At 51.0% G+C, this 24,873-nt stretch carries 18 protein-coding genes; 12 read left to right on the top strand and 6 right to left on the bottom strand.

Going from position 1 to position 24,873, the window contains the following annotated elements:
- Positions 1-72: 72 nt before the first annotated feature.
- A complete protein-coding gene (locus D328_RS0105590; protein WP_051091098.1) occupies positions 73-2,139 on the top strand; it encodes a beta-galactosidase in 2,067 nt (688 codons plus the stop codon).
- Between the two features lie 170 nt (positions 2,140-2,309).
- Here D328_RS0105590 and D328_RS0105595 read toward each other — a convergent pair whose 3' ends face one another.
- The 4 genes from D328_RS0105595 to D328_RS0105610 form a co-directional block, all read right to left on the bottom strand.
- A complete protein-coding gene (locus D328_RS0105595) occupies positions 2,310-3,719 on the bottom strand; it encodes a glycoside hydrolase family 1 protein (RefSeq protein ID WP_018883984.1) in 1,410 nt (469 codons plus the stop codon).
- Positions 3,720-3,779: 60 nt separating this feature from the next.
- Positions 3,780-5,675, bottom strand: a complete 1,896-nt coding sequence (locus tag D328_RS0105600; RefSeq protein WP_018883985.1) for a beta-glucoside-specific PTS transporter subunit IIABC — start codon at positions 5,673-5,675, stop codon at positions 3,780-3,782.
- A gap of 207 nt (positions 5,676-5,882) precedes the next feature.
- Positions 5,883-6,737, bottom strand: coding sequence for a BglG family transcription antiterminator LicT (gene licT / locus D328_RS0105605; protein ID WP_018883986.1), 855 nt, complete (start codon positions 6,735-6,737; stop codon positions 5,883-5,885).
- Positions 6,738-6,966: 229 nt separating this feature from the next.
- The gene (locus tag D328_RS0105610; protein WP_018883987.1) at positions 6,967-7,938 is read right to left on the bottom strand and encodes a sugar kinase; all 972 of its coding nucleotides are present in this window, start codon (positions 7,936-7,938) and stop codon (positions 6,967-6,969) included.
- 302 nt (positions 7,939-8,240) lie between these two features.
- Here D328_RS0105610 and kduI point away from each other — a divergent pair, with 302 nt between their 5' ends.
- The 3 genes from kduI to kduD all read left to right on the top strand — a co-directional run bounded on the left by kduI (position 8,241) and on the right by kduD (position 10,619).
- Positions 8,241-9,071, top strand: a complete 831-nt coding sequence (gene kduI / locus D328_RS0105615) for a 5-dehydro-4-deoxy-D-glucuronate isomerase (RefSeq protein ID WP_018883988.1) — start codon at positions 8,241-8,243, stop codon at positions 9,069-9,071.
- 18 nt (positions 9,072-9,089) lie between these two features.
- Positions 9,090-9,734 (top strand): bifunctional 2-keto-4-hydroxyglutarate aldolase/2-keto-3-deoxy-6-phosphogluconate aldolase, encoded by a 645-nt coding sequence (locus D328_RS0105620; protein ID WP_018883989.1) that lies wholly within the window; start codon positions 9,090-9,092, stop codon positions 9,732-9,734.
- A 108-nt stretch (positions 9,735-9,842) separates the two neighbouring features.
- On the top strand, positions 9,843-10,619 hold the full coding sequence (gene kduD / locus D328_RS0105625; protein ID WP_018883990.1) for a 2-dehydro-3-deoxy-D-gluconate 5-dehydrogenase KduD: 777 nt from the start codon (positions 9,843-9,845) through the stop codon (positions 10,617-10,619).
- A 305-nt stretch (positions 10,620-10,924) separates the two neighbouring features.
- Here kduD and D328_RS0105630 read toward each other — a convergent pair whose 3' ends face one another.
- On the bottom strand, positions 10,925-11,815 hold the full coding sequence (locus tag D328_RS0105630; RefSeq protein WP_018883991.1) for a LysR family transcriptional regulator: 891 nt from the start codon (positions 11,813-11,815) through the stop codon (positions 10,925-10,927).
- 133 nt (positions 11,816-11,948) lie between these two features.
- Here D328_RS0105630 and D328_RS0105635 point away from each other — a divergent pair, with 133 nt between their 5' ends.
- The 4 genes from D328_RS0105635 to D328_RS0105650 all read left to right on the top strand — a co-directional run bounded on the left by D328_RS0105635 (position 11,949) and on the right by D328_RS0105650 (position 16,797).
- A complete protein-coding gene (locus tag D328_RS0105635) occupies positions 11,949-12,689 on the top strand; it encodes an SDR family NAD(P)-dependent oxidoreductase (protein ID WP_018883992.1) in 741 nt (246 codons plus the stop codon).
- Positions 12,690-12,888: 199 nt separating this feature from the next.
- A complete protein-coding gene (locus tag D328_RS0105640; protein ID WP_018883993.1) occupies positions 12,889-14,094 on the top strand; it encodes a CynX/NimT family MFS transporter in 1,206 nt (401 codons plus the stop codon).
- A gap of 66 nt (positions 14,095-14,160) precedes the next feature.
- Entirely contained in the window at positions 14,161-15,312 is a 1,152-nt protein-coding gene (locus D328_RS0105645) for a winged helix-turn-helix domain-containing protein (protein WP_018883994.1), read from the top strand.
- A gap of 81 nt (positions 15,313-15,393) precedes the next feature.
- On the top strand, positions 15,394-16,797 hold the full coding sequence (locus D328_RS0105650; RefSeq protein ID WP_018883995.1) for an MFS transporter: 1,404 nt from the start codon (positions 15,394-15,396) through the stop codon (positions 16,795-16,797).
- A 223-nt stretch (positions 16,798-17,020) separates the two neighbouring features.
- On the opposite strand, the gene D328_RS0105655 is transcribed toward D328_RS0105650, so the two are convergent.
- The gene (locus D328_RS0105655) at positions 17,021-17,893 is read right to left on the bottom strand and encodes a GNAT family N-acetyltransferase (RefSeq protein ID WP_018883996.1); all 873 of its coding nucleotides are present in this window, start codon (positions 17,891-17,893) and stop codon (positions 17,021-17,023) included.
- Positions 17,894-18,268: 375 nt separating this feature from the next.
- Here D328_RS0105655 and D328_RS0105665 point away from each other — a divergent pair, with 375 nt between their 5' ends.
- Genes D328_RS0105665 through cydC form a run of 4 tightly spaced genes read left to right on the top strand, consistent with a single transcriptional unit; the run spans position 18,269 to position 24,822 of the window.
- The gene (locus D328_RS0105665; RefSeq protein ID WP_018883998.1) at positions 18,269-19,678 is read left to right on the top strand and encodes a cytochrome ubiquinol oxidase subunit I; all 1,410 of its coding nucleotides are present in this window, start codon (positions 18,269-18,271) and stop codon (positions 19,676-19,678) included.
- On the top strand, positions 19,662-20,678 hold the full coding sequence (gene cydB, locus D328_RS0105670) for a cytochrome d ubiquinol oxidase subunit II (protein ID WP_018883999.1): 1,017 nt from the start codon (positions 19,662-19,664) through the stop codon (positions 20,676-20,678). The genes D328_RS0105665 and cydB overlap by 17 nt, the downstream gene beginning before the upstream one ends.
- Positions 20,678-22,828, top strand: coding sequence for an ABC transporter ATP-binding protein/permease (locus tag D328_RS30165; RefSeq protein WP_018884000.1), 2,151 nt, complete (start codon positions 20,678-20,680; stop codon positions 22,826-22,828). The genes cydB and D328_RS30165 overlap by 1 nt, the downstream gene beginning before the upstream one ends.
- Entirely contained in the window at positions 22,825-24,822 is a 1,998-nt protein-coding gene (gene cydC / locus D328_RS28405) for a thiol reductant ABC exporter subunit CydC (RefSeq protein ID WP_018884001.1), read from the top strand. Before D328_RS30165 ends, cydC begins: the two co-directional genes overlap by 4 nt.
- Positions 24,823-24,873 lie beyond the last annotated feature (51 nt).

Here is a 24,873-nt window from a genome sequence, read left to right on the forward strand (position 1 = left end):
CAGGATTGACTATATTCATTCTACACGATTATCTACATAATGAATAATAAGCATGATTGACGAAGCGCTTACATGAATCCATTCGAGGAGGAGTCGCAAGTGAGCTACAAGCCCGAAAAATTATATTATGGTGTTGCCTACTACGATGAATATATGCCGTATGACAGATTGGAAGAGGACATTGCGCTGATGAAAGACGCGGGGATCAATCTGGTGCGGATCGCCGAGAGTACATGGAGCACACATGAGCCGCAGGACGGTGTATTCGACTTCAGCTCTGTGGATCGTGTACTGGAGGCTATGCACCGCGCTGGTATTGATGTCATTGTCGGGACGCCGACCTATGCTGTACCTACCTGGCTCGTCAAGGCCTATCCAGAAGTGCTGGCCGTCACGAAGAATGGACCGGGGCGCTATGGTGCCAGACAGATTATGGACATTACGAGTCCAGTCTACCTGCGCTACGCAGAGCGAATCATCCGTAAGCTGATTGCCCGTGTCGCCGAGCATCCAGCCGTCATCGGCTTTCAGGTAGATAATGAGACGAAGCATTATGGAACGGTCGGACCCAATGTACAGTTCATGTTCGTCAAGTATATGAAGGACAAGTTCAATGGCGACCTGGATCAGCTGAACCATGAATACGGACTGGACTACTGGAGCAACCGCATTAACAGCTGGGAGGACTTCCCGTCCGTCGTCGGCACCATTAATGGAAGCCTGGGCGCGGAATTTTCCCGTTTTCAGCGTCAGCTCGTAACGGACTTCCTCGCTTGGCAGGTGGAGCTGGTCCGGGAATATGCGCGGGAGGATCAATTTGTCACCCATAACTTTGATTTTGAATGGCGGGGCTACTCCTATGGTATTCAGCCAGACGTGAACCACTTCGAGGCCTCCAAGGTTCTCGATGTGACCGGGGTGGATATCTATCATCCAAGTCAGGGAGAACTGACTGGGCTGGAAATATCCTTCGGCGGAGACATTATACGCTCGACCAAGCACCAGCCATACTTCGTGCTGGAGACCGAGGCGCAGGCGTTCAAGCAGTGGGTTCCATACCCTGGCCAGCTTCGCCAGCAGGCTTATAGCCACCTCGCTTCCGGGGCGGTCATGGTCGAATATTGGCACTGGCACTCAATTCACAATTCAGCGGAGACGTATTGGAAGGGCTTGCTCAGTCATGACCTACGTCCGAATCCGGTATATAACGAAGCGAAGATCATCGGGCGCGAATTCGCTCAGATCTCTGCCCGACTGACTGGCTTGCGGAAGCAGAATAAGGTAGGTATGGTCATCAGTAACGAGAGCCACACCGCACTTGAATGGTTCCCATTCGCAGGAAGACCGTTCAGTGGGCAGACGCCTTACAATTACAACGATGTATTCCGTTTGCTCTATGACCAGCTCTATCGCATGAATATCGGTGTCGACATTCTGAACCCGGAAAATGGACAGCTGGAGGACTATGACCTCATCGTTGTACCACCGCTGTACACCGTGCCTGATTCATATTTGCAGCGCTTGAACCGCTACGTGGAGCAGGGGGGACATGTCGTTTATGCCTTCAAATCCGGCTTCACCGACGAGAATGTTAAGGTGCGTACAGTCATGCAGCCCGGGATTATCAGCGAGGCGTGTGGAGCGACCTATCAGCTGTTCGTCGAGCCACGGGGCACTCGCTTGAAGAGTGGCGTACTGGAGCTTGCAGGGCTGGATACAGAGGTGAAGGAATGGATGGAGCTGCTGGTACCAGAGGGTGCAGAGGTACTGGCCTCTTACGATCATCCGCATTGGGGTGAGTATGCAGCTATTACAAGGAATCGCTATGGCAAAGGCAGTGCGGCCTACATCGGGTGCTTCACGACACCGGAGGTCATCCGTGCGGTGCTGGAGCACATTGTAAGGGACATCGGTCTATGGGGCGCGGATCAGGAGCTGTCATTCCCGGTTATTGTGAAGCATAGCGTGAATGAGCAAGGCCAGCAGGTGCATTTCTATTTCAACTATTCGGATGAGCCGCTATCTCTGAACTATACTTATGGTGCTGGACATTCTCTTTTGAGTGACGAGCAGATTACACAGGGGCAGCAGCTTACACTGGAGTCATGGGGAACCGTTATTATTGAGGAGCAGTCTTGAGTAGGAGAAAAATGCTGCTTTGAATAACTCATTCAGGGCCAAGGTTGAATGAATAGCTCATACTGTTGGATATGTAGCTAATAGAAGCACGACCTCTCTTCGGTACAGATTGAAGAGAGGTCGTGCTGTTTTGTTTATAACCCACCTACAAGGTTTTGGCTGGTCAGAGATTAGAGAGATTGACCATTGGTTTGAATCAGCTGTTGGTACCAATAGAAGCTGTGCTTGCGAATACGGAGTAAGTCCTTGAGGTCGAATTCCTCACGGTCGACATAAATGAAGCCATAGCGCTTACTTGAGCCTTGATGTGTGCTGACCAGATCGACAGCGGACCAAGGACAGAAGCCGAACACCTCGACCCCGTCGGTAATAGCCAGCTGAATTTGTTCAATATGCTTCCGGAAAAATTCAATCCGATATGGATCGTTAACCGTTCCATCCTCTTCCAGCTTATCGAAAGCGCCGAGGCCATTTTCGGTGACAATCAGCGGCAGACGGTATCTGGAGTAGATCTGACGCAGGGTTGATCGGAAGCCTACAGGATCAATCTCCCAGCCAAATTCGGTCTTCTGCAGATGCGGATTGACGGAGCCTCGATATGCTCCTGGCTCACCTACAATTTCATGCTGATCTCCCGTGTGCGAGAAGTCATTCCCGTCATTCAGGCTCTCGCCGACGGTCTGGGATGTGTAGTAATTAAAGGCAATAAAGTCAGGCTTGCCTGCAGCCAAAATGTCCATGTCCCCATCTTCAATGATCGGTGCATATCCCTTCTCCAGCAAATAGCTCCAAGCAATATGATTATATCGGCCATACACGGCCATATCCAGGTACAGCCAGTTGCGAATAGCGGCATAATTGTCTGCAGCCAACGTGTCTTCAGGCTTGGAGCTGGCAGGGTAGATGACACCGATGTTCGGAGCCGGGCCAATCTTCGCTTGCGGAAGTATCTGGTGGCATAGACTCATCGCCTTGGCTTGGGCTACTAGCATATGATGGTTCTGCTGGTAGAGCTCTTTTTGTGGGTCTGCCATTTGGTCATTCAGTGTTCCAATGGAGCCTGGGTGCAGGATGAGCATGTTCTGCTCATTGATGGTAAGCCAATATTTGACGCGATCTCCGAAATGCTGAAACAACGTGCGGGCATATTGCTCAAAGGCATCAACGGTAGAGCGGTTCGACCAACCCCCTTGCTGCTCAAGGGCATAAGGCAGATCAAAGTGATACATGGTGACAATAGGCTCTATCTTATATTTCAGCAGTTCATCAATCAGATCGTTATAGAACTGAATTCCTTTGGGGTTCAGCTCACCTGCCCCTTGTGGGTATATTCTGGACCAAGAGATGGAGAAGCGGTAAGCCTTCATTCCCATTTCAGCCATCAAGGCGATATCTTCCTTGTATTTATGATAGTGGTCACTGGCTACCTTGAAGTCGGTTACACCCTCCACATGATTGGCCATATCAATGACCGAGGGTCCTTTGCCATCCAGATTCCAGGCTCCCTCAAATTGATAGGCAGAGGTAGACGCTCCCCATAAGAAGTTCTGTGGAAATGGTGTCAGTTGTTGATGCAGCATATACAATCCCTCCAGATGTAATTTCATAATGCACTTCATATAATTGTTATTAATGCATTGTTATCTGACTAATGTTAAGAGTACGTCCTGAGTAGTCAGCTGTTGTTGGGTAGTCTCAAATACGTCTACCTCTTGTTGGGTGAGGGTGACAATGACAGGTGTCACCGTCTCATAGCCAGCTGCTCTAATCTGTTCCAGATCAAATTGAATCAATACATCGCCTTGTGAGACCGCATCGCCTTCCTGTACCAGAGGATTAAAGTGTTTACCCTTCAAGGATACGGTATTAATGCCGATGTGGATCAAAATCTCGGTTCCGGCAGCTGTCGTCAAGCCGATCGCATGTCCTGTTGGGAACACAGAGGTCACTATGCCATCTACAGGTGCTGTTACCTCACCCTTGGTAGGCTCGATTGCTATGCCCTTTCCCATGGCTCCCGTGGAGAAGGCAGCATCGCTAACTGAGCTTAACGGAACAGCTGTGCCAGCTAACGGGCTGAAGATTTGTTCCTTTCTTACTTCGACTACAGGTGCTTTGATGGCAGTTTCTGAGACGGTCTCGCTGCTGGTAAGGGTAGACTCACCATGCTGTGTGCTGTCTCCCTCAATCGCAGGTACACTTTCTTTTTTCTCATAACCGAATAGGACAGTCAGTAGCATAGCAGTAACGAATGAGCAGGCAATTGCGATCACGAAGATAAATGTCGGCTGTTCTACTGGAATTGAGAAAATATTGTGGAATACATAGGCCGTATATTTGACCCCGAAATGTCCGTTAATGGCACCGCCCAAGGCTCCGGCAATAATGACGATAGGAATCACGCGTTTATAGCGCAGAATAAGACCATATACAATCGGCTCGGTAACCCCAGCTAAGATCCCTGTGAGACTAGATGATCCCGCAACAGTTCTTAGAGTCTTGTCCTTCTTGGCCCGCAGGAAAATTCCGAAAGCCACTCCGATCTGGGCAAATACGGCTGCTGCTGCCATTGCTTCAATCGGATCTCCACCCTGGCTGATGTTCTGCAAGGTAATTGGAGTGAAGCCCCAGTGTAGGCCGAGGACGACCATGAAGGTCATGCCACCCCCAAGTACAATGCCTGACAAAATGCCGCTGACATCAATGAGCCAAGTCACGCCTGAAGCGATCCAATTCCCGATGTTCGTTCCGAACGGGCCGAAGGCCATTGCGGATAGCGGAACCATAATCATCAGCGATAGCATCGGCACGAGAAACACTTGCAGATCCCTGTGAATCACTTTCTTGAGTCCCTTCTCCAAGAGCACATAAATGCTGACGGCTATGAAAATAGGGAAAATGCTGGAGGAGTAATTCACAAGCACAATTGGTATCCCTAAAAACGATGCTTCAGGACCCTTGTCCATCAGGCCGGTGAAGCTGGGCTCCATCAGTGCAGCTCCGATCGTTCCAGCTACATAAGGGTTCGCCTTAAGCTTGAGCCCCAAGGTAATTCCAAGCAGGATCGGCAAAAAGTAAAACACAGCATTTCCCGCAGCAGATAAAATCATGTACGTATCACTGGATTCGGATAGCCACCCCAGTAGTGGTAATACCGTTAGCAAAGCCTTCAACATCCCGGAACCAGCCATAGCGGGAATGAGCGGTGAGAAGCTACCGGATATGACCTCGAATACTCTGGAGATTACAGAGGTCTTCTGATTGCTGCTTCCGCCTTCTGTAGAGGCTGAGAAGGTACTGTTTTTCATAATCTCCGCATACACGTTGGCTACATGGCTACCCACGACCACCTGGAATTGCCCACCGCTCTCGACAACGGTGATTACTCCTTCGTGTTTTTCTAACTGTTCACGGTCTGCATCTTGTCTATTCTTGAGTGTGAATCTGAGGCGGGTGGCGCAGTGCACGAGATCGTTGATGTTCTTTTCCCCACCCACTAGCTGTACTATATCTTCTGCCAGCTTCTTGTTGTCCATATGAATGTCTCCTTCGACTAGATTAGAAAAGGGCCCAGTAAACAAAAAAATACCTAAACGAAGAGCAGTGAATTACAACAGAGTAATCCGGTTGCTATCGTTTAGGTATCGCCTGCTTGACCAGTAACAATCCTTACGTTTAGGTTGTGAGAACAAATATAGTCTACATCGAAATCGTTTGCAAGTACTTTTTTTTGAACATGTGAATCAGGAAGGGGCGTTGCCCCTGGAGGAGACACGGTGGATGTGGATGGTCAAATAGACCTTCTCATCTACAGTCATAGCGCTTTCATGGTGCTCCTCAAGATAGCGATTGATCAGACCTGTACAGTGAAAAGCTTCTGGATATTTTTCCTTAACCTGGTCGTACAGAAAATTATCGCTCTCTGTCGAGTGCTCCTGTGCCCCGCTTAGCATTCGCTGTACAAAATACTGGAGATGAGTAAAGAAACGGGAATAATTAAAGGAGTCCTCGTCCAATGTCAGGTTAAAGTAATTTGTCACAATACCGAAGATATCATCCATGATTTTGGTCGCTTCAATGGTCTGCTGCACGCCTTTGCCGTCCTGTTTAGCGTTTACAAAATGCATAGCGATAAAGCTCGCCTCATGCTCATCCATCTGAACGTCAAAATGCTCCCTGATGATGTCAATAGCCTTCAGGCCAATGAGGTACTCCTGTGGGTAGAACTTCTTGATCTGCCATAGAAGTGCATTATGCAGATTCATATGTTTTTGGAACCGTGACACGGCAAACTGGATATGATCAATGAGTGTAATATAAATATTATCGTTAAAGACGTTACCCATCTCTTGTTTGCCATACTCCACGATCTCTTTTGCCAAGGAGTAGTACTCCACAGATGTTTCTCCAATCAGGTCGATCAACTTCTGAGGGAGTTTATCTGACTTTAGAATAAATGTTTTTTCAATTTTGTCTTCGTCTACGCGCTGCCCCGGCTTTTTCTTGAATCCCAGGCCATTGCCGATGACTACGAACTCATGGCCTACCTGGTCTTCTACTCGTATGACATTGTTGTTGAATATCTGCCGGATAATCATTGTATGCTCACCTCAGCTTTTGAAATCGAAGGGAGATTAGAAAAACAAAAACCCAAACAAGGCTAATTTTATAGAAAATTAGTCGTGTTTGGGTATCGCCTGCATGACCAGTAACAATCCCGAAAGGTCGCCCCTTCGCTTATTTACTCCATACTATAAAACTTTCTGATTGAAGTGGCAATAGTAAATTACAGGTTACCCCTGCAGTCCCGTTAGCCACGGTGAAGGCTTACTTACTACCTACAAAAGTATGTCCCTGCGAATTATAGAACGCTTCCAGACCCTCGCGTGTCGGCAGTCCATCCATATCCCCCGGAGACATGACCGCCAGAGCACCAATAGCATTACCACGGCGTACCGCGTCCTCCAGTGCCAGATCCTCCAGCAATGCGCTGATGACACCAGTCGCGAACCCGTCACCAGCTCCCACAGTATCGGCTACCTTGTCTACCTTGAAGCCCTTCACGAAGCCAGAGGTCTCTGCAGTTCTGAAATAGGCTCCCTCAGCTCCCATCTTGATGACGACGAGCGATACACCACGATCCAGATAGAAAGCCGCTACGGCTTCGGGATCAGAATACCCTGTTAGTATCTTCCCTTCGCCGATGCCTGGCAGGAACCAGTCGCAATGAGCAGCCAGCTCGTTAATCGTCTTGGCCATCGTCTCGGTATCCGGCCACAGCTTCGGACGCAGATTCGGGTCAAAGGAGATCGTCTTCCCTTGCTTGCGCATGAACTTCATCGCGTGCAGGGCGAATTCATGACAGCTCGCGGAGAGTGCTGGTGAGATACCGGTCATGTGCAAATGACGAGCCGAATTGAAATAATCATCATTAAAGTGAGCCAGACTCAGCTTGGAGGCGGCTGAATTTTTGCGGAAATATTCTACCGTTGGGTCCCCAGTCTCCACCTTGGATTTTACCAGCATGCCTGTTGGATGTTGGTCTGTAAAATGAACATTCGAAGTATCGATGCCCTCGTGCAGCAGTGTATTTTCAATAAATTTACCGAAGCTGTCCTGACCCAGCTGTGTAACCAGGCCGACCTTCTTGCCAAGGCGGGACAGACCCGATGCTACATTCGTCTCAGCCCCGGCCATCGCCTTGGAGAAAGAATTAATTTCATGTAAAGGACCCACCTCATTGGCATAAAACATGGCCATGGGCTCTCCGAACGTAATGGCATCCAAGGTATTATTCATCCTTATGTTCCTCCTTGATTTAGTTCCAGTTTATTAAACGTAGTAGGGTGTACCTGATTCCTCATGAAAATAACACATAAATCGGTTTTTAACAATAAACGATTCGAGATTGCCTGAAATAAATATAGTACAACGCTCTATTTTCTTTATATTGTAAATAAAACGTTACCATTTCGCCAAAATTGCGTAAATTGTGTAGAATTGCATTGACATTAGTTCTAATTCTAATTAGTATTTGCGGTGTAGACATAATTAAATTAGTAAATAAAGAATAAAATTTTATCTAACGGAGGCTTTGAGACATGGACAAACGTTATTCCACTCATCCCGAGCATGCCAAGACCTTTACCACGGAGGAGCTTCGTGAGCACTATTTGATTCAAGATCTATTCGTAGCTGATGAAGTGAGAGCTTGCTACTCACTGGAGGATCGTCTGATTACTGGCGGTATTCTGCCTGTGAACGGACCAGTCGAGCTGAAGGGCTATGACGAGATTAAAGCTGATTACTTCCTGGAGCGCCGGGAGATTGGTATTTTCAATGTTGGCGGACCTGGTTCGATTCGTGTAGATGGCGAGACTTACCCGATGGTGCTGAAGGATTGCCTGTATGTGGGCCTGGGCAGCAAGGAGCTGATCTTCGAGAGCGAATCCTCCTCCAACCCTGCGAAATTCTATTTCGTATCTGCTAATGCTCATAAGACATATCCGATTCAGAAGCTTGCCTTCTCCGAAGTGCCTGCTGATGACCTCGGCTCTCAAGAGACTGCCAATAGCCGTGTGCTGCGCAAATACATTCACGAGGACGGCATCCAAAGCTGTCAGCTGTGTATGGGGATGACTGCCCTGAATGCAGGCAGCGTGTGGAACTCCATGCCTACACACGTGCATGATCGCCGCACAGAAGTATACTTCTACTTCGAGATGGCTGAGCAAGTTCGTATGTTCCATATGATGGGCGAGCCGACTCAGACGCGCCACATTGTCATGAAGAATGAGGAAGCTGTCATTTCCCCGCCTTGGTCTATCCACTGCGGATCGGCGACAGGTAACTATACCTTCATCTGGGCTATGGCCGGAGAAAACTACACTTACAAGGATATGGACGCTGTAGCCATGGATGAGCTGCGTTAATCCGGGAAGGATGCAACAATGAACAAAATGAGAGTGCTGAACAATCTTCAATCCCTGGGTGTCGTGGCTGTTATTCGTGCCAATGATCCGGATTCTGCCTTCAAGATGTCTGAAGCTTGCATCGAGGGTGGTCTGACCAATATCGAGCTGACGTTCACGACGCCAGAGGCAGATCAGGTCATTCGTAAGCTCAAATCCATATTCAAGGATAAAGCTGTGATCGGTGCAGGAACGGTACTGGACCCGCTCACGGCTCGGATTTCCATTATTGCTGGTGCAGAGTTCGTGGTGAGTCCTTCCTTTGACGAGGAGACTGCCAAGATGTGTAACCTGTACAGCGTGCCTTACATGCCTGGTTGCATGACGTTGAATGAGATGAAGGAAGCCCTGAAGCTGGGCGTGGACGTGCTCAAGCTGTTCCCGGGTAGCGCACTGGGTCCTGATTTTGTAAAAGCGGTCAAAGGTCCAATGCCTCACGTGCAAATCATGCCAACAGGCGGCGTAGACCTTGACAACATTCAAGAGTGGCTGAACAACGGCTGTATCGCTGTCGGCATCGGCGGCAATCTGACGGCTCCGGCCAAGGATGGACGCTACGATCTGATCACCGAGACGGCTGCACAATATGTAGCCAAGGCGCAGCAGGTCATTAGCAAGAAATAGCTTTTATGTGCTGGTAATCAGGCAATATTGCTTTGATTTTGTATAGCGGGCGGGCTGCCGGGAGCGCTGGTGATCCGGTTCGTACATTAATTATTGGGGGAATCCACAATGAGTCTGGAACAATTTTCGTTAGACTTTTTTAGTCTGAAAGGCAAAGTGGCAATCGTGACTGGCGGTAACAGCGGCCTTGGTCAAGGATATGCTGTAGCATTGGCAAAAGCAGGCGCTGAGCTCTTCATCGTTACGTATGATCAGAACTGGGATGAGACGCGCGAATTAATCGAGAAAGCAGGCTCCAAGGTAGCATTCCATCAAGCTGACCTGACAGACAAGTCCGCTCTGGACGGTGTAGTACAGGCATGTCTGGATGCCTACGGTCGCATTGATGTGTTGGTGAACAATGCGGGTACAATTCGTCGTGCTCCGTTGCTTGAGTACAAGCCAGAGGATTGGGATGCAGTTATGGAGATCAACCTGAACTCCGTATACTTCCTGAGCCAAGCGGTAGCTAGAGTCATGGTTGAGCAGAAGAGCGGGAAGATCATCAACATCGCTTCCATGCTGGCCTTCCAAGGTGGTAAATTCGTTCCTCCTTACACAGCAAGTAAACATGCGGTTGCGGGTATTACCAAAGCCTTCGCTAATGAGCTGGCTGTACACAATGTACAGATCAACGCGATTGCTCCAGGTTATATCGAGACAGCCAACACGGCTCCGATCCGTGCAGACGAAGCGCGTAACCAAGAGATCCTGTCCCGTATTCCTGCGGGTCGCTGGGGAGCTCCATCCGACCTCATGGGCGTCGTAGTATTCCTGGCAAGTCGTGGTTCTGACTACATGAACGGTCACATTCTGGCCATTGATGGCGGCTGGCTCGTTCGTTAATCACGGCTTATATTTTAGTATTAAAAGTAGACATTATAGTAGTATCTATTGAAGCTTTAGAGTGAGTGTACGTTAGCTTTCTATGTGCAGTCTAGCTTTCATGGATGGGGTCCGTGAAGAGGGGTGTTCCTTGGGTAGTTTCTTACCGAAGGCCAGTCCGCGATCGTAACATATAAGGCAAGGTTTGGATGCAAAAAGAGCGAGGTCTGTAGCTGCAATAGCTGCAGACCTTGCCTTTTTGTATGGCCCTCTTCGATAGAGATTGGGCTAGGTGAGAAGACACGTCGCTAGGACATGAACATTGCTTAATTGCTGGAAGTTGCTGTGAGCGCATGTTTTAAGTGCTGATAGAGCTTTTGGCTCGCCAGCTGGAAGGGATAAGCCGATTCTGTGCATAGAATTCCGAATGCCATCTCGACAAGATGTCCGCTAATGGCCCTGGCGATTGTACCTTTACTGACGGAAGCTACTGTGATTCCCGGAACCAGTGCGATTCCCAGTCCGCTCTCGACGTAAAATTTCAATGCCGTCATGCTCCCGATCTCCATAGTGTCAAGCGTAATATTCTCCTCGTGCAACGCCATTTCCAGCTTTCTGCGGTATGGACAGGTTGCTGCAGTAATGAGCAAACGATGCCCTTGCAAATCTTTCAGGTCTATTATCGTTTTGTGGACCAGCGGATGATCTTCTGGAACAAGCACCACGAATTCTTCGTTGAAGAGTGGCTCAAAGTACAACTCCGATCCCAAGCTAGGTGCTGTACAAAGGGCAAAATCGAGTTCACCTCGAAGTACCTGCTCGCTGAGGTGAGGGGTACTCGAGACCTCGACAGAAATTTTCACTTTGGGAAAGCTGACCATGAAATCCTTCAGAATACCTGGTAAACGGTAGCTGGCTGTGGGCTCCGTGACGCCAAGGCGGATGTGTCCAGATTCTCCATTCTTTAGATCGGAGAGGTTTGATTGGAGCTGTTCCATATTCTTTACAATGTCTCGACTCTGACTGTAGAATAGCCTACCTGCCTCTGTCAGACGAATTCCTTTCCCACGTTCTATAAGCTGAATGCCCAATTCCGCTTCGAGCTTCTGTATCTGCATGGTAACCGTGGATTGGACATAATTCATTTCTTGGGCAGCGCGGTTGAAGCTTCCAGCCTGTACAATCCTGTGAAAGGTTATTAATTGTTTGAAATCCACCAGTGTCCTCCCCGTTGTGTATGTCTTTATATGATTCACAAAAAATGAATTTTATGTTCGATTAATTCAATTATACAAATAACTTTGTTGTCTGTACAATAAAGCTCACCGACATTAGGGGAGGGGATTTTGAATGGATTTGCAAAACAAGGTGGCTCTGGTTACGGGCGGCGGGACCGGGATTGGACGGGCGACCAGTCTTGAATTAGCCAGCCGCGGGTCAGCCGTGGTCGTCAATTATTCGCGCTCCGAAGTTGAGGCCATGGAGACGGTACGGAGCATTCTTCATGCTGGAGGTAAGGCGATGGCCATACAGGCTGACGTTACCAAAGATGAGGAAGTCAGAGCAATGGTCGAGAATGTCGTTCAGCAATTCGGCTCCATTGATTTGCTCGTTAATAACGCTAGCATTACCAGTCATATCCCGATGGAGGATTTGGAGTCAGCTACAGAGGAGGTGTGGGACAGTCTATTTGCCGTGAATGTAAAAGGGATGTTTTTCTGTGCGCGTGCAGTTGCCACTCATATGAAACGCAGTAAGCAGGGGGCAATCATCAATCTAGGCAGCATTGCCGGGCAGACCGGGCTAGGCTCCTCGCTTCCCTATGCTGTATCCAAGGCGGCGGTTCATGGGCTGACAAAATCGTTGGCTAAGGCGCTGGCGCCTGATATTCGCGTGAACTGTATCGTGCCGGGAGCCGTGGCTACGAGATGGTGGGCGGGGAAGGAAGAGCAGATGCGCCGCCTTGCTCCCCGCCTGCTTTTGCAGCGTATTTCCGAGCCTGAGGATATCGCTGCTATGATCTGCGCAGCTTTGGAGCAGGAGGCCATGACGGGTCAAATGATCACGGTTGACAGTGGGCAAACATTGTAAGTCTACATCTAGCTAAGCAATTGCTACAAAAACTTTATGACGTCAGAGATGTCTGCAGCCTTTCCAATAAGGATACATGCATGGTTACGATGAAACTGTCTTCGGAAGTACACGGCTCCTCTTGCTTGCCCATGCTATACTGGGATAGAAGCTTGCTCTATTCAAATAAGTACAAAAGAATTCAAAGGATGATAGACAGATGAAAGCTGGAGTAGAAGAACGAACAGCCCGGACCTCCCGGCAGCAAGCCGGAGCCGGGCTTCTGATAGTCGGAATTATTCTTATTGCTATGAATTTGCGAGCTCCATTCATCTCGGTGGGGCCACTCATCGGGCTGATTAGGGAGTCGCTTGGCTTGTCCAGTGCCATGAGTGGCATGCTGACAACTTTGCCGCTGCTCGCCTTCGCGGTGTTATCTCCGGTTGCACCCCGATTCGCAAAGCGTTATGGCTTATCCAATGTGCTTGGTGCGGCCTTGCTGCTGCTGACCATCGGAATTGGAGTCCGATGGTTGGGCGGCGTGATTCCGTTGTTCACAGGCACAATTCTTATAGGTGCGGCAATCGCAATATGTAACGTGCTGCTGCCAAGCTTAATCAAGAAGCGCTTTCCCGGGAACACTGGTCTGATGACCGGAGTATACAGTGTGTCCATGAACATCTCGGCTTCCATTGCTTCGGGAATCAGTGTCCCGCTCGCGATGCTGCTTGCTCAGGGCTGGAGTGGCTCACTGGCTATCTGGCTCTGTACAGCGGGGGCAGCTCTCTTGCTATGGGTTCCACAGCTGCAGAGTACCAAGTCCCCTGTAGTACAGATCTCCACTACTCGCAGTGCAGGCATGTGGACGAGTCCTTTAGCCTGGCAGATTACGATTTTTATGGGGCTGCAGTCGATTTTGTATTATGTCTTTGTTGCCTGGTTCCCGGAAATGATGGCCGTGAGAGGGATTTCCTCTTCTGCCGCAGGGTGGATGATGTCATTAATGCAGCTCTCCCAGCTGCCATTGACATTCCTGGTGCCGATATGGGCTGGAAGGATGAAAAATCAGTTACCGCTCGTATGTATAATGAGTCTCTTGTACATAAGTGGACTTAGTGGTCTATGGCTTGGGGGAGACGAATGGATTTTGTTCTCGGTCATTAGCATAGGGATTGCAGGCGGCTCGGCATTCGGGCTTGTCCTGATGTTCTTCACGCTACGCACGCGCACAGCCCAAGAGGCAGCAGAGATCTCGGGCATGGCTCAGTCTGTAGGCTACATGCTCGCAGCTGCCGGTCCTGTTCTGTTCGGATATTTGCACGATATGACCGAGAACTGGTCGGTGCCGCTAATTCTGTTGATAGTCCTCAGTCTCTGCTTACTCATGGTGGGGATAGGAGCTGGCAAGAACCGATATATTCGTTGATACACAGCTGCAAGTCATTTGCCGCTCGATTGGAACAGCAATGGATAGAACTGGAGGCTTGAAGTGATGGCAGTACTCAGCTTCGATCATACACAACGGCGAGTCAGTGACGGGGGGAGTACCGTGGAGCTACTGGCCAAGGAATATGCATTACTGCAATGTCTGTATCGGCACCGCGGGCAGGCGCTGTCACGAGAACAGCTGCTTGATCTGGTATGGGGGCTGGAGAGTCCTGTGGAACGAACGGTGGATGATCATGTGTATCGTCTACGACGCAAGCTGAAGCGGATCGGCAGCATACAGATCTATACGATCCGGGGCTATGGGTACAGCCTCGCGGTTGACCAGCCAGAGCAGATATCTGTTCCATCATGGAAGGACCAAGAGATGCAGGACGCTGTCCAACAAATGCTGCGCAAGTATCATTTGTTCGGGCAGGGGCATTCATTGTCGATGCTTGCCGCTCAGCAGCAAGTGCTTGGTGTGGAGATCGACCCCTACTACCTGATGTATATTCATTTCCTGGACGCGGATGCGCTATGGTTCCTGGAGCAGACCCAGCTACCTCCAGAGGAGCGGATGTACTGGATGCTGCTCATCTATGCCGCGACAGCTCCAGCTACTGCTGAAGGGCTGGCGATGGGAGAGCGAGCACTTGCTGATCGCAGGCTGTTTCCCGAGCAGCACCGTGAGCTACGAATATTGAATATTCTTGATTTCTATATTGAATATGGAAGACTTGAAGGGGTGCTTGAACGGCTCAAGGAATCCTATGAGGTTGTTCAGACGGAGCAATTGGATGGCTTCCGAATGCCTGTTGCTCTCGTCGAGATGAGCCTGTATCTCGCTCAAGGCGATCTGGTCCGGGTAGCTGCTGTAGCCGAGCGACTGGAGCAACAGCTGCAGGATGCCCCCTACCTGCGTGAATTGGCTGGGTATCGTGTGAACCAGGGACTGTGGCGTCTGTTGGAAGGCCGGGAAGCGGAGGCCGAGGCGCTATTGCAGGAGGGGATGGGTATCTTCGAGATGGCTCGGCAGAGCCTGCTACAGATCAAGGCGGTGTGCAGAATCCAATCCTTCTTGCGGCGCTATGCTCCTCATGAGCGCTTGGAGAAGGTATGTGCAGAGCATTATCAGATGCTGGACGCAAAATATAACATCACTGAGCAGCGTCCTCGGCTGGAGCAGTGGTTGAGGACACATTTACGCATGGGCTAGGGTATGAAGCTATTCCCTCTGATAAACCTCTGACATAACGCACTTATACTGTCTCTACAGATCAATGAAGAGGTGGAGACTATGCCATTTTTTGCTCGACGAAAAGACACATCAGGACTGCTGCGTAATCGCTCCTTCCGCTTGCTATTCTCCGCTCACGCCCTGGCTTCGCTAGGGGAATGGTTCGACGCTATCGCTATTCAGGTGCTGGTTGTCTACCGCTGGGGAGCGGACCCCATGATGATTGCCCTCATTCCGGTGGTGATGGCACTTCCGGGCTTGTTGCTCAGCTCGCTGGCGGGGACGCTGGCTGATCGGCTGCCACAGGCGCGGCTTATGATGCTGAGCGATCTAGCTGCTGCTTGCCTGACGCTCGCGGTGCTGTTCGCTCCAGGAGTAGCCTGGCTGCTACCCCTGCTCGCCCTTCGCGCCTGCGCGTCTGTCTTTCAACTGCCCGCCCAGCAGGGGCTGACCCGGGTCATTGTACCTTCGGACCAATTGCTGCAGGCTGCCTCGTGGAATGGCCTAGTTGGACAGGGGTCCAAGGTGGCTGGTCCCTTGCTCGGAGCGATGCTGCTAGTGTTGCTGTCGCCTCAGCTGTGCATTGCGCTGAATGCGGTGACCCGACTTTGCTCGGCTGCACTGCTGTGGCCGCTGCGCGGACTGTCCAGCAAGCAGGTGATTGCGTCATCCGACATGACGACGTCAGATGAAGACAGAGGACAGGGGTATGAACAACCCTTCGGGGAAGGGACATGCATTCAGGAGCAAGGACAGAGCGCCCCTCTTCAAGCTGCCATAGATGCAGACGAAGCGACTAAACAGGATGAAGAGGGCTTTCTGGCGCAGTGGCGTGAAGGCTGGGCATATATTGTGAGGACTAAGCGACTGCTGCATACCCTGATCTTCGGCTTGTTCGGCATTATGGCTATCCTGATGATTGATTATCAGTTCGCTACATTGCTGAGAACCATCTATCCAGGGGATGAGTCATTGGTAGGCTGGCTGATCTCGGCGATCGGCATTGGAGCGGTGGCTGTAATCATGGTATTGAACCGGATGAATCATATTGGGGCAGGCTGGGGGCTTGGCGGAGGCTACCTGTGCATTGGCGGTGCTATTGCTGTGTTGGGCGTACTGCCACCTGGTAGTCCGATCTGGCTCCTGCTGGTTGCTGGTGTCCTGATCGGGCTTGGTAACGGACTCTATATGGTGACGCAAAATTACATCCTCCAATCCGAGACGCCAGCTCACCTTGTAGGCAGAATATTTGGAATCCAGAACACCGTGCTAGGCGCCGTGATGATTGGTGCGCCACTAGCTGGGGGTGTACTTATTCAGATGGCAGGGCCGGGTCTATCGTTTTTGGCGATTGGCAGTGTCGTAGGGCTGCTTGGCGTTAGCGGTATGCTGCTTCAGTCCATGATCTGGGGCCACGAGCCGAAGACGGATGCAGGACGTTATGTCGAACGCGGAGAACTGTGAAGGTCTGATTTATTTTGATTGTGATGGGATGGTGTGAACCAGTTGAAGAAGCTGTGCTTCTAAGTGAGTATAGAGCTGCTGTCGACTAACGACTACGCTGCCCAGGTCATTCAACCTAAAATCAAATTCGGTCAAGGTACTAGCCATTCTGGCTGAGTGAGACCTGCATGAAGCCCCTGATCGTCATATAGATGATCAGGGGCTTATATTTGCTTCTGTATACTCAACCAAGCGCCTGACTAGCGATGGCGAAATAAGTGTCCTGTCTCGGTGGTAGCTGCTCGGAATTCCTGAGCATTACCGGCGGATGAGAAGAGGACTTAAATCCTAGCTGAAGGAGAAGATCGCGCAGCTCCTCCTGTCCCTCAGGAATATCTATTCTCAGAGTGCTGGATGCGTCCTTGGCAAGTGCCTTGGTGAGCTGTAATGCCATTGCCGCATTTGTACCCACGATAGGACCTAGCACGAGCTTGTCACTGACCGGTACAGCCATACCGTAGCCGACAAGCGTTCCATCTGACTTCGTTGCGACCATGACCCTGTCAGCCTGCTGTATGCGCGCTTTCATCAACTGCTTCCGATCTGCTCCGATGGAGGACTCGTCCAGCCGCGTTAGTGCAGGAAGCAGTTCCTCAGAGAACGGGACGATGCTATACTCCATTGGGGCTTCGCGCTCCGGTAGTGGAGTGACAGTGCTGTCTCGCAGCAGTTTGTACACGCTGGATACCGTCTGAAAGCCCAGCTTTTTATACAATGGTTCACCTTGCGTGGTAGCGATTAGCATAAGTGGGACGTGCTCAGGGATTGCCTCTATGCAGGCTTGCATCAGACTGGCCCCAAGACCGGCCCCTCTGTATCGTTCATTGACAATGACCAGTCCGATCGAGGCCAGTCGATCTCCATATGGAAGAATGGCCGCACTGGACACAATCTGCCCGCTGGGGTCGCGATGACCGAAGAGGGTACCGACCTTCAGTAAGGTGTGTACCTCCTGCTCGCTATAATCCCACTGTACGTGGGTGGTTAGCTGCAACAGCCCAGTTGTATCTTCTATGCTCAGTTGTTCGAGTGTCAGCTCGGTTAAGTGGGTGCTCAATGTATGTCATCTCCTATCCGGCATGTGGTTATAATTGTATGAAGGAATTTGGTTATCATAAATTATCGTTGCTGCAAGCGCTGAACGCAAGCTATCCTCTTCCTGTTCGTAGTACGCTTCATTGATTAGGTGCCCCAAAATACCCGTTTAAAGATTACCCTCTCTGATCACCCTCTCTCTTAGCCATTCAGGCCATTCCAGTATCTTCTGTGATCCTACTCACATTTTTTCAATTTCTGTAGCCGATTTTGTGATTATTATCACAAATAAAAAAATAGGCTTCTGACACAATACTTTCAGAACGCATTTCGCGGAAATGGATGTGAATTTTTTCGCAAAATGCAAAAACGTTAAGACGAAAGGAAGGACAAGGTCATGGACCCGTTAATGCTGTCGCGTATCCAGTATGCGTCGACCACGATTTTTCACTTTTTATTTGTACCTGTATCCATTAGCCTGGCACTCTTCATTGCGATTATGGAGACGTTGTATGTCATCAAGGGCAAGCCTGCGTACAAAGCCATGTCCAAGTTCTGGGGCAAGCTGTTCCTGATTAACTTTGCTGTTGGGGTCGTGACGGGAATCCTTCAGGAGTTCCAGTTCGGGATGAACTGGTCGGAATATTCGCGCTTCGTAGGGGACGTATTTGGAGCACCGCTGGCTATAGAGGCACTGCTGGCCTTCTTTTTGGAATCTACCTTCCTTGGCCTCTGGATCTTCGGCTGGGAGCGTCTGTCCAAGAAGCTGCACCTGATGTGCATCTGGCTGGTCTTCATCGGAACGTTGTTCTCGGCGTTCTGGATTCTGGTGGCGAACTCCTTCATGCAGCATCCGGTAGGCTTCCAGATTAATAATGGCCGTGCCGAGATGAACGATTTTCTCGCGTTGATTACGAATGGGCAGGTATTGGTAGAATTCCCGCATACGATCTTCGGAGCGCTCATGACAGGTGGTGCACTTGTAGCGGGCATTAGCGCATGGAAGATCATGAAGAAGCAGGACGCTCAGCTATTCGGTCATTCCTTTCGGATCGCAGTCATCATGCTCGTCATCTCCTTCTTCGGCGTGGCCTTCTCAGGGCATTTCCAGGCTCAATATCTCGTTAAGACCCAGCCGATGAAGATGGCGGCAAGCGAAGCACTGTGGGGCAAGAGTGGGGACCCCGCGGGCTGGAACGTCATTGCTTTCATTGATCCGGATGAACAAAAGAACAACTGGGAGCTGCAGGTACCGGGGCTGCTAAGTTATCTGTCCTACAGCAAGTTCTCGGGTGAGGTCAAAGGCATCCACGAGCTGCAGGCCGAGTATGTGCAGACTTACGGCGAGGGCAATTACATACCCCCTGTACGCACGACCTTTTGGAGCTTCCGCATCATGATCGCGGCGGGCTGTCTGAGTCTGCTGCTGGGCGGCTACGGCATCTATCTGTCGCTTCGTGGCAAGCTGGAGCAGGCGAAGCCATGGTACTTCAAGATGATGGTATTCGGCATATGTCTGCCATTCATCTCGAATACTTCCGGCTGGATTATGACGGAGATTGGGCGGCAGCCTTGGACGGTCTTCGGATATATGACTACGGAAATGGGCGTATCGCCAAATGTCAGCAGCGGCATGCTGCTCTTCTCCATCATTGCGTTTACAGGAGCGTATGCTGCGCTGGCAGCGATTACGGTATTTCTGTTCGTGAAATATATCAAAAAAGGGCCGGACTTGAAGAGTGAAGCCGAACAGCCGGTACATGATCCGTTTGGTGTAGAGGGGGGCGCTTATGCTGTCTTTAAATGAGCTGTGGTTCATTCTGGTGGCCGTGCTGTTCATTGGTTTCTTCTTTCTGGAGGGCTTCGATTTCGGGGTCGGCATGTCTACTGCATTGATTGCGAAGACGGACGGGCAGCGTCGTGTGCTGATTAACGCGATTGGTCCGTTCTGGGATGGGAATGAGGTATGGCTGCTCACGGCGGGTGGAGCCATGTTCGCGGCATTCCCGAATTGGTATGCGACGATGTTCAGCGGCTTCTATATTCCGCTCGTCTTCCTGCTGCTGGCCCTGATTGGGCGCGGCGTAGCCTTTGAATTCCGGGGTAAGGTGGATAGTGCACGCTGGCGCAAGAGCTGGGATATCGTGATCTTCATGGGTAGCTTCCTGCCTCCATTCCTGTTGGGTGTTGTATTCGCGACGTTCATGCAGGGGTTGCCCATTGATGGCGACATGCATATGCGAGCAGGATTCTTTGACATTGTGAACCTGTATACCGTAGCTGGCGGAGCAGCGGTAACGTTACTGTGCCTTGTGCATGGCTTGCTGTTCACGACGCTACGCACGATGGATGACCTGCAGGAGCGCGCACGCAAGCTGGCAGGCAAGCTGCTAATTCCGCTAGCGGCACTGCTTCTGATCTTCGCGGTGCTAACCTTCCTTTACACAGATATATTTGCTGTCAGAGGAGGAGTACTCGCTGTGGTCGCCGTGCTGGGTGCAGCTGCTTATGTGCTGGCAGGCTACTTTATTAATCAGGGCCGGGATGGATGGGCTTTTGCGATGACAGGTACAGTGATTGCGTTAGCTATTGCCTCTGTCTTCATCGGGCTGTTTCCACGGGTCATGGTCAGCTCGCTGGGAAGTATGTACGATCTGACCGTATATAATGCTTCCTCGGGGCCGTACTCCTTGAAGGTCATGACCATCGTAGCATGTAGCCTTCTGCCTTTCGTGCTCGGCTACCAAATCTGGAGCTACATTGTATTCCGCAAGCGGGTACATGAGAAAGGGCATTTGGAATACTAATGGGACACGATGTATTGCGTTTGAAGGGTGCGCGGCTCACCTTTGTATGTATTGCCGTATTGATCATCATCCAGTCGCTGGCGATTCTCATGCAGGCCAAATGGCTGTCTGAAGCAGTCGTGGGGCTCTTCGACGGGGAGTCACTACGCCAGCAGCTGGAAAGGATTGATCTGTTCTTGTGTGCCTTCTTGTCCAGACAGGCAGCAGATGCGGCTGTGCGACGGATTTCATTCGATTTTGCAGAACGCACAGGTTCGAGTCTACGGCGTGAGCTGCTCACACGGTTGTTGCATCAGGGTTCGCGTCGGTCTGCCAAGGAAGGAACAGGTCATCTGGTTACCCTGATTCGGGAGGGAATCGGGCAATATCGTGCCTATGTGGAGAAGACCTTTCCCCGAATGGGAGCTGTAGGGATCACCCCCATTTTCATATTGGTCTATGTATGGATGCAGGATCGCATGTCAGCGGTGATCCTTGCCGTTATGCTTCCATTATTGATTGTGTTCATGATTCTGGTGGGGCTAACGGCAGGGAAGCATACTCGGGATCAGCACAACGTCTATCGCAAGCTGTCGAACCATTTTCTCGATTCGGTCAGAGGATTGGAGACGCTCAAGCTACTGGGAAGATCCAAGAAGCACGCTGCCTCGGTAGATAGCATCAGTGAGCGCTATCGGCAAGCGACGATGAAGACGCTGAGGCTGGCATTTCTATCCTCCTTCGCACTTGAATTCTTCACCATGCTGGCGGTCGCCATGATCGCCGTGGGGCTCGGATTGAGACTGGTTAACGGTCAGATGGAGCTGCTGCCTGCTCTCATCGTGTTAATGCTGGCACCGGAATACTTCATGCCCGTGCGTATGATGGGGGCGGATTACCATGCTACGATGGATGGTAAAGAAGCAGGCCAATCCATTCGCAAGCTCATGGATAGCTTGCAGGAGGTGGGTGATTCACCAGACTCTCACCGATCCGCCGAAGACAGCCTGGATACGACTCCAGCAGAGACGATTCAGCTACAGTCAGAACGGATGTCAGAGAGCTCCTTCTATCCATCAGATGTGGAACAGCCAGATGGTATACGGAACAAGACTTATCCAGATCGTGACTCAGACAGGTCTCAGGGAGGGGCAGTATTAGCTTCAGGTCCTCAGGATGAAGAGCTACATCGTGTACAATCTGATGAGGAGCGAGAAGAGCGCAAGGAGCATAGGAGATACAAGGGGTACAGGGAATACGAGGAACAACAAGAACAACAAGAACAACAAGAACAACAAGAACAACAAGAACAACAAGAACAACAAGAACAACAAGAACAAGATAAACATGAAGCACAAGAAGCTCAGAAAAAGCAGAGGACAGCTCCGCAATCAACCGGGTCCAAGCTTTTGGACTTAACGATTGAGCTACAGGATGTCTGTGTTCAGCATCAAGATGCTGCTGCCCCTGCGCTGGCTGGAATTACGACTCGTTTGAATGGACCGACGACCATAGGGGTTATAGGCGAGAGCGGAGCGGGCAAGTCGACGCTTATCGAGCTGTTAGGGGGATTCATGACCCCTGACAACGGGAGCGCTATAGCAGAGCTACGCTATGCCAACTCTGGTCAAATCGAGGCAGCTGCTCTATCCGCTCAGGAGTGGAAGCGTCAGGTAGTCTATATTCCGCAGCACCCTTATCTGTTCAGCATGTCATTGGCAGATAATGTACGCTTTTACACCCCGGGTGCAGAGGATGATAGGGTGAAGGAGGCCATTGAAGCAGTCGGCCTTGGGACGTTTGTAGCCAAACTGCCTGATGGTATGCATACGCTGCTCGGCAGTGGTGGAAGGCAGCTCAGTGGCGGTCAGGAACATCGGATTGCGCTGGCTCGGGCCTGGCTGGCTGATCGCCCAGTGTTGCTATTAGATGAACCAACTGCACACCTGGACATTGAGACGGAATACGAGCTGAAGCAGATGATGCTACAGCTGTTCGAATCGAAGCTGGTAATCCTGGCTACCCACCGGATGCACTGGATGAATGACATGGAACGGGTGCTCGTCGTCGAGCAGGGCCAGATTGTAGAGGACGGGTCTCCAGCCCAACTGCTGGAGCTTAAGGGAGCGTATTGGCACATGCTTGACGCACAGTGGGAGGGGATCTTATGAAGCAGCATGGAGGATGGTTGAATCCACATGTCGCAGGCCTGAAGTGGCGATTGTCCCTGTCAGCCGTGCTTGGTATATTAACGGCCGCTTGTTCTGTAGCACTGCTATTCACCTCTGGCTACCTTATCTCCAAATCGGCCCTACGCCCGGAAAATATTCTGATGGTCTACGTACCGATTGTCGGTGTCAGAGCCTTCGGTCTGGGTCGCGCTGCCTTACGCTATGCAGAACGGCTCAGCAGCCATGATGCCATCCTGCGTATGCTTGCAGGGATGCGAGTTCGCCTGTACCGTGTGCTGGAGCCACAGGCGCTACAGCTCCGCTCGCGGTTTCGTGCGGGGACGCTACTAGGCTCGCTCGCTGACGATGTGGAGCACTTACAGGATGTATACCTACGAACAGTTCTGCCTTGCATCACTGCATTATTCATGTATGGGGGAGCCGTAGCGTTCCTTGGCTGGTTCGACCTGTATTTTGCTGTATTCATGGGGCTATACACCTTACTACTCGCTGGGGGACTCCCCTGGTGGTCATTGAAGAGGACCCGGGATACCCGTATTGCTCATCAAGCACAGCGTTCATCATTGTATAACACGTTGACGGATGGGATGCTGGGATTGACGGATTGGGTCATTAGTGGACGCTCGAAAGAACTGATTGAATGCTGCGAGACGGATGAGCGAGCGGCAATGGAGCTGGAGCGTAAGCTGGCGGACTGGGCATCCGTGCGGACCTTTCTGCTGCAGTTGGGTATTGCTGGCTTGATCCTTATGCTGCTCATCTGGAGCGGGCTACGTACCGCTGATGGGCATCTGACGGTGACCTTCATCGCAGCATTCGTATTGATGGTGCTGCCTCTAAGCGAAGCGTTCATTCCTTTGCCAGAGGCGGTGGACCGGATTCCGGAATACAAGGAGTCGCTAAGACGACTGAATAACCTCGACTCAGCGAAGACCACAACGTTGCACGAGACCAAGGATACTCTAGTGAATGATGACACGGCCCTGTTTCAACCGATTCATGGACATGAACTCATGTCTGCTTCTAAGCAGGCGAGTGAACAGAATGAGGTGCAGGGTGCGATACAACAGGCTGTGAGTATGGAGCCTCCGCCGCTAGCGCAAGCGTTGGCTGTATCCTTGGAGCATGTCACCTGTGGCTACGAGGACGAGGATGCGATATTGAAGGATATCTCTCTTCAGCTTGAAGAGGGTAGCCGGATCGCCATCCTGGGACGAAGTGGAGCAGGGAAATCTACCTTGCTCAAGGTTATTCTGGGGGCTATATCTCTGCAAGGTGGGCAGGCGAGCCTCTTCGGAAGCCCTGCCGCTCAGGTGGGACGGCCCGAGATGGGAAGGGTAGACGTACTGCAGCAGAAGCCGTATCTGTTCGACACGACGATCGCTAATAACATTCGACTGGGTAGACCGGATGCGACGGATGAAGAGTTGGCTGCAGTCATTCAGCAGGTACGCCTTGGACCTCTGCTGGACACGCTACCGCTTGGCCTCGATACGCCGATGCTGGAAGCAGGTCAACGCTTCTCCGGTGGAGAACGACAGCGGATTGCGCTGGCTCGTATTTTGCTGCGACAGGCTCCTGTGGTGCTACTGGATGAGCCGACGACGGGGCTTGATCCCAGAACGGAACGCGCTCTGACCGAGACGCTGCTCGATACACTGCAAGGACGTACAGTCATCTGGGTTACTCATCACTTGGGAGCAGCGGCCGCTATGGATCAGGTTGTGTTTCTGGAGGAAGGCTCGATCATGCTGCAGGGCTCTCATCAAGAGCTCCTGAGGCATTCGCCCCGTTATCAGGCGCTATATGAGCTGGATCATCCTTATCGAGACAAGAGACGGAGACTGTCGGGAGCTCAAAGTACTGAGGAACCTGAAGCGATCAAGGCCTCTGTGGAACGGAAAGAATCTGGAGAGCATGCGGATCTGACTAGTGAGCAGCTTCGGCAGCCTGGATTCCGTCAGCCTGTATAACGAAGTGTTCCTCCGCCGGGTATACCAGTTAACCATCGTTCGAATATTCTG

Source organism: Paenibacillus massiliensis 2301065 = DSM 16942 (assembly GCF_000377505.1).
Lineage (GTDB): Bacteria > Bacillota > Bacilli > Paenibacillales > Paenibacillaceae > Paenibacillus > Paenibacillus massiliensis.

Excerpts from the sequence above, each read along its gene's own strand:
- D328_RS0105590 (WP_051091098.1), top strand. The coding sequence starts at position 73 with ATGAATCCATTCGAGGAGGAGTCGCAAGTGAGCTACAAGCCCGAAAAA.
- D328_RS0105595 (WP_018883984.1), bottom strand. The coding sequence starts at position 3,719 with ATGCTGCATCAACAACTGACACCATTTCCACAGAACTTCTTATGGGGA.
- D328_RS0105600 (WP_018883985.1), bottom strand. The coding sequence starts at position 5,675 with ATGGACAACAAGAAGCTGGCAGAAGATATAGTACAGCTAGTGGGTGGG.
- licT (WP_018883986.1), bottom strand. The coding sequence starts at position 6,737 with ATGATTATCCGGCAGATATTCAACAACAATGTCATACGAGTAGAAGAC.
- D328_RS0105610 (WP_018883987.1), bottom strand. The coding sequence starts at position 7,938 with ATGAATAATACCTTGGATGCCATTACGTTCGGAGAGCCCATGGCCATG.
- kduI (WP_018883988.1), top strand. The coding sequence starts at position 8,241 with ATGGACAAACGTTATTCCACTCATCCCGAGCATGCCAAGACCTTTACC.
- D328_RS0105620 (WP_018883989.1), top strand. The coding sequence starts at position 9,090 with ATGAACAAAATGAGAGTGCTGAACAATCTTCAATCCCTGGGTGTCGTG.
- kduD (WP_018883990.1), top strand. The coding sequence starts at position 9,843 with ATGAGTCTGGAACAATTTTCGTTAGACTTTTTTAGTCTGAAAGGCAAA.
- D328_RS0105635 (WP_018883992.1), top strand. The coding sequence starts at position 11,949 with ATGGATTTGCAAAACAAGGTGGCTCTGGTTACGGGCGGCGGGACCGGG.
- D328_RS0105640 (WP_018883993.1), top strand. The coding sequence starts at position 12,889 with ATGAAAGCTGGAGTAGAAGAACGAACAGCCCGGACCTCCCGGCAGCAA.
- D328_RS0105645 (WP_018883994.1), top strand. The coding sequence starts at position 14,161 with ATGGCAGTACTCAGCTTCGATCATACACAACGGCGAGTCAGTGACGGG.
- D328_RS0105650 (WP_018883995.1), top strand. The coding sequence starts at position 15,394 with ATGCCATTTTTTGCTCGACGAAAAGACACATCAGGACTGCTGCGTAAT.
- D328_RS0105665 (WP_018883998.1), top strand. The coding sequence starts at position 18,269 with ATGGACCCGTTAATGCTGTCGCGTATCCAGTATGCGTCGACCACGATT.
- cydB (WP_018883999.1), top strand. The coding sequence starts at position 19,662 with ATGCTGTCTTTAAATGAGCTGTGGTTCATTCTGGTGGCCGTGCTGTTC.
- D328_RS30165 (WP_018884000.1), top strand. The coding sequence starts at position 20,678 with ATGGGACACGATGTATTGCGTTTGAAGGGTGCGCGGCTCACCTTTGTA.
- cydC (WP_018884001.1), top strand. The coding sequence starts at position 22,825 with ATGAAGCAGCATGGAGGATGGTTGAATCCACATGTCGCAGGCCTGAAG.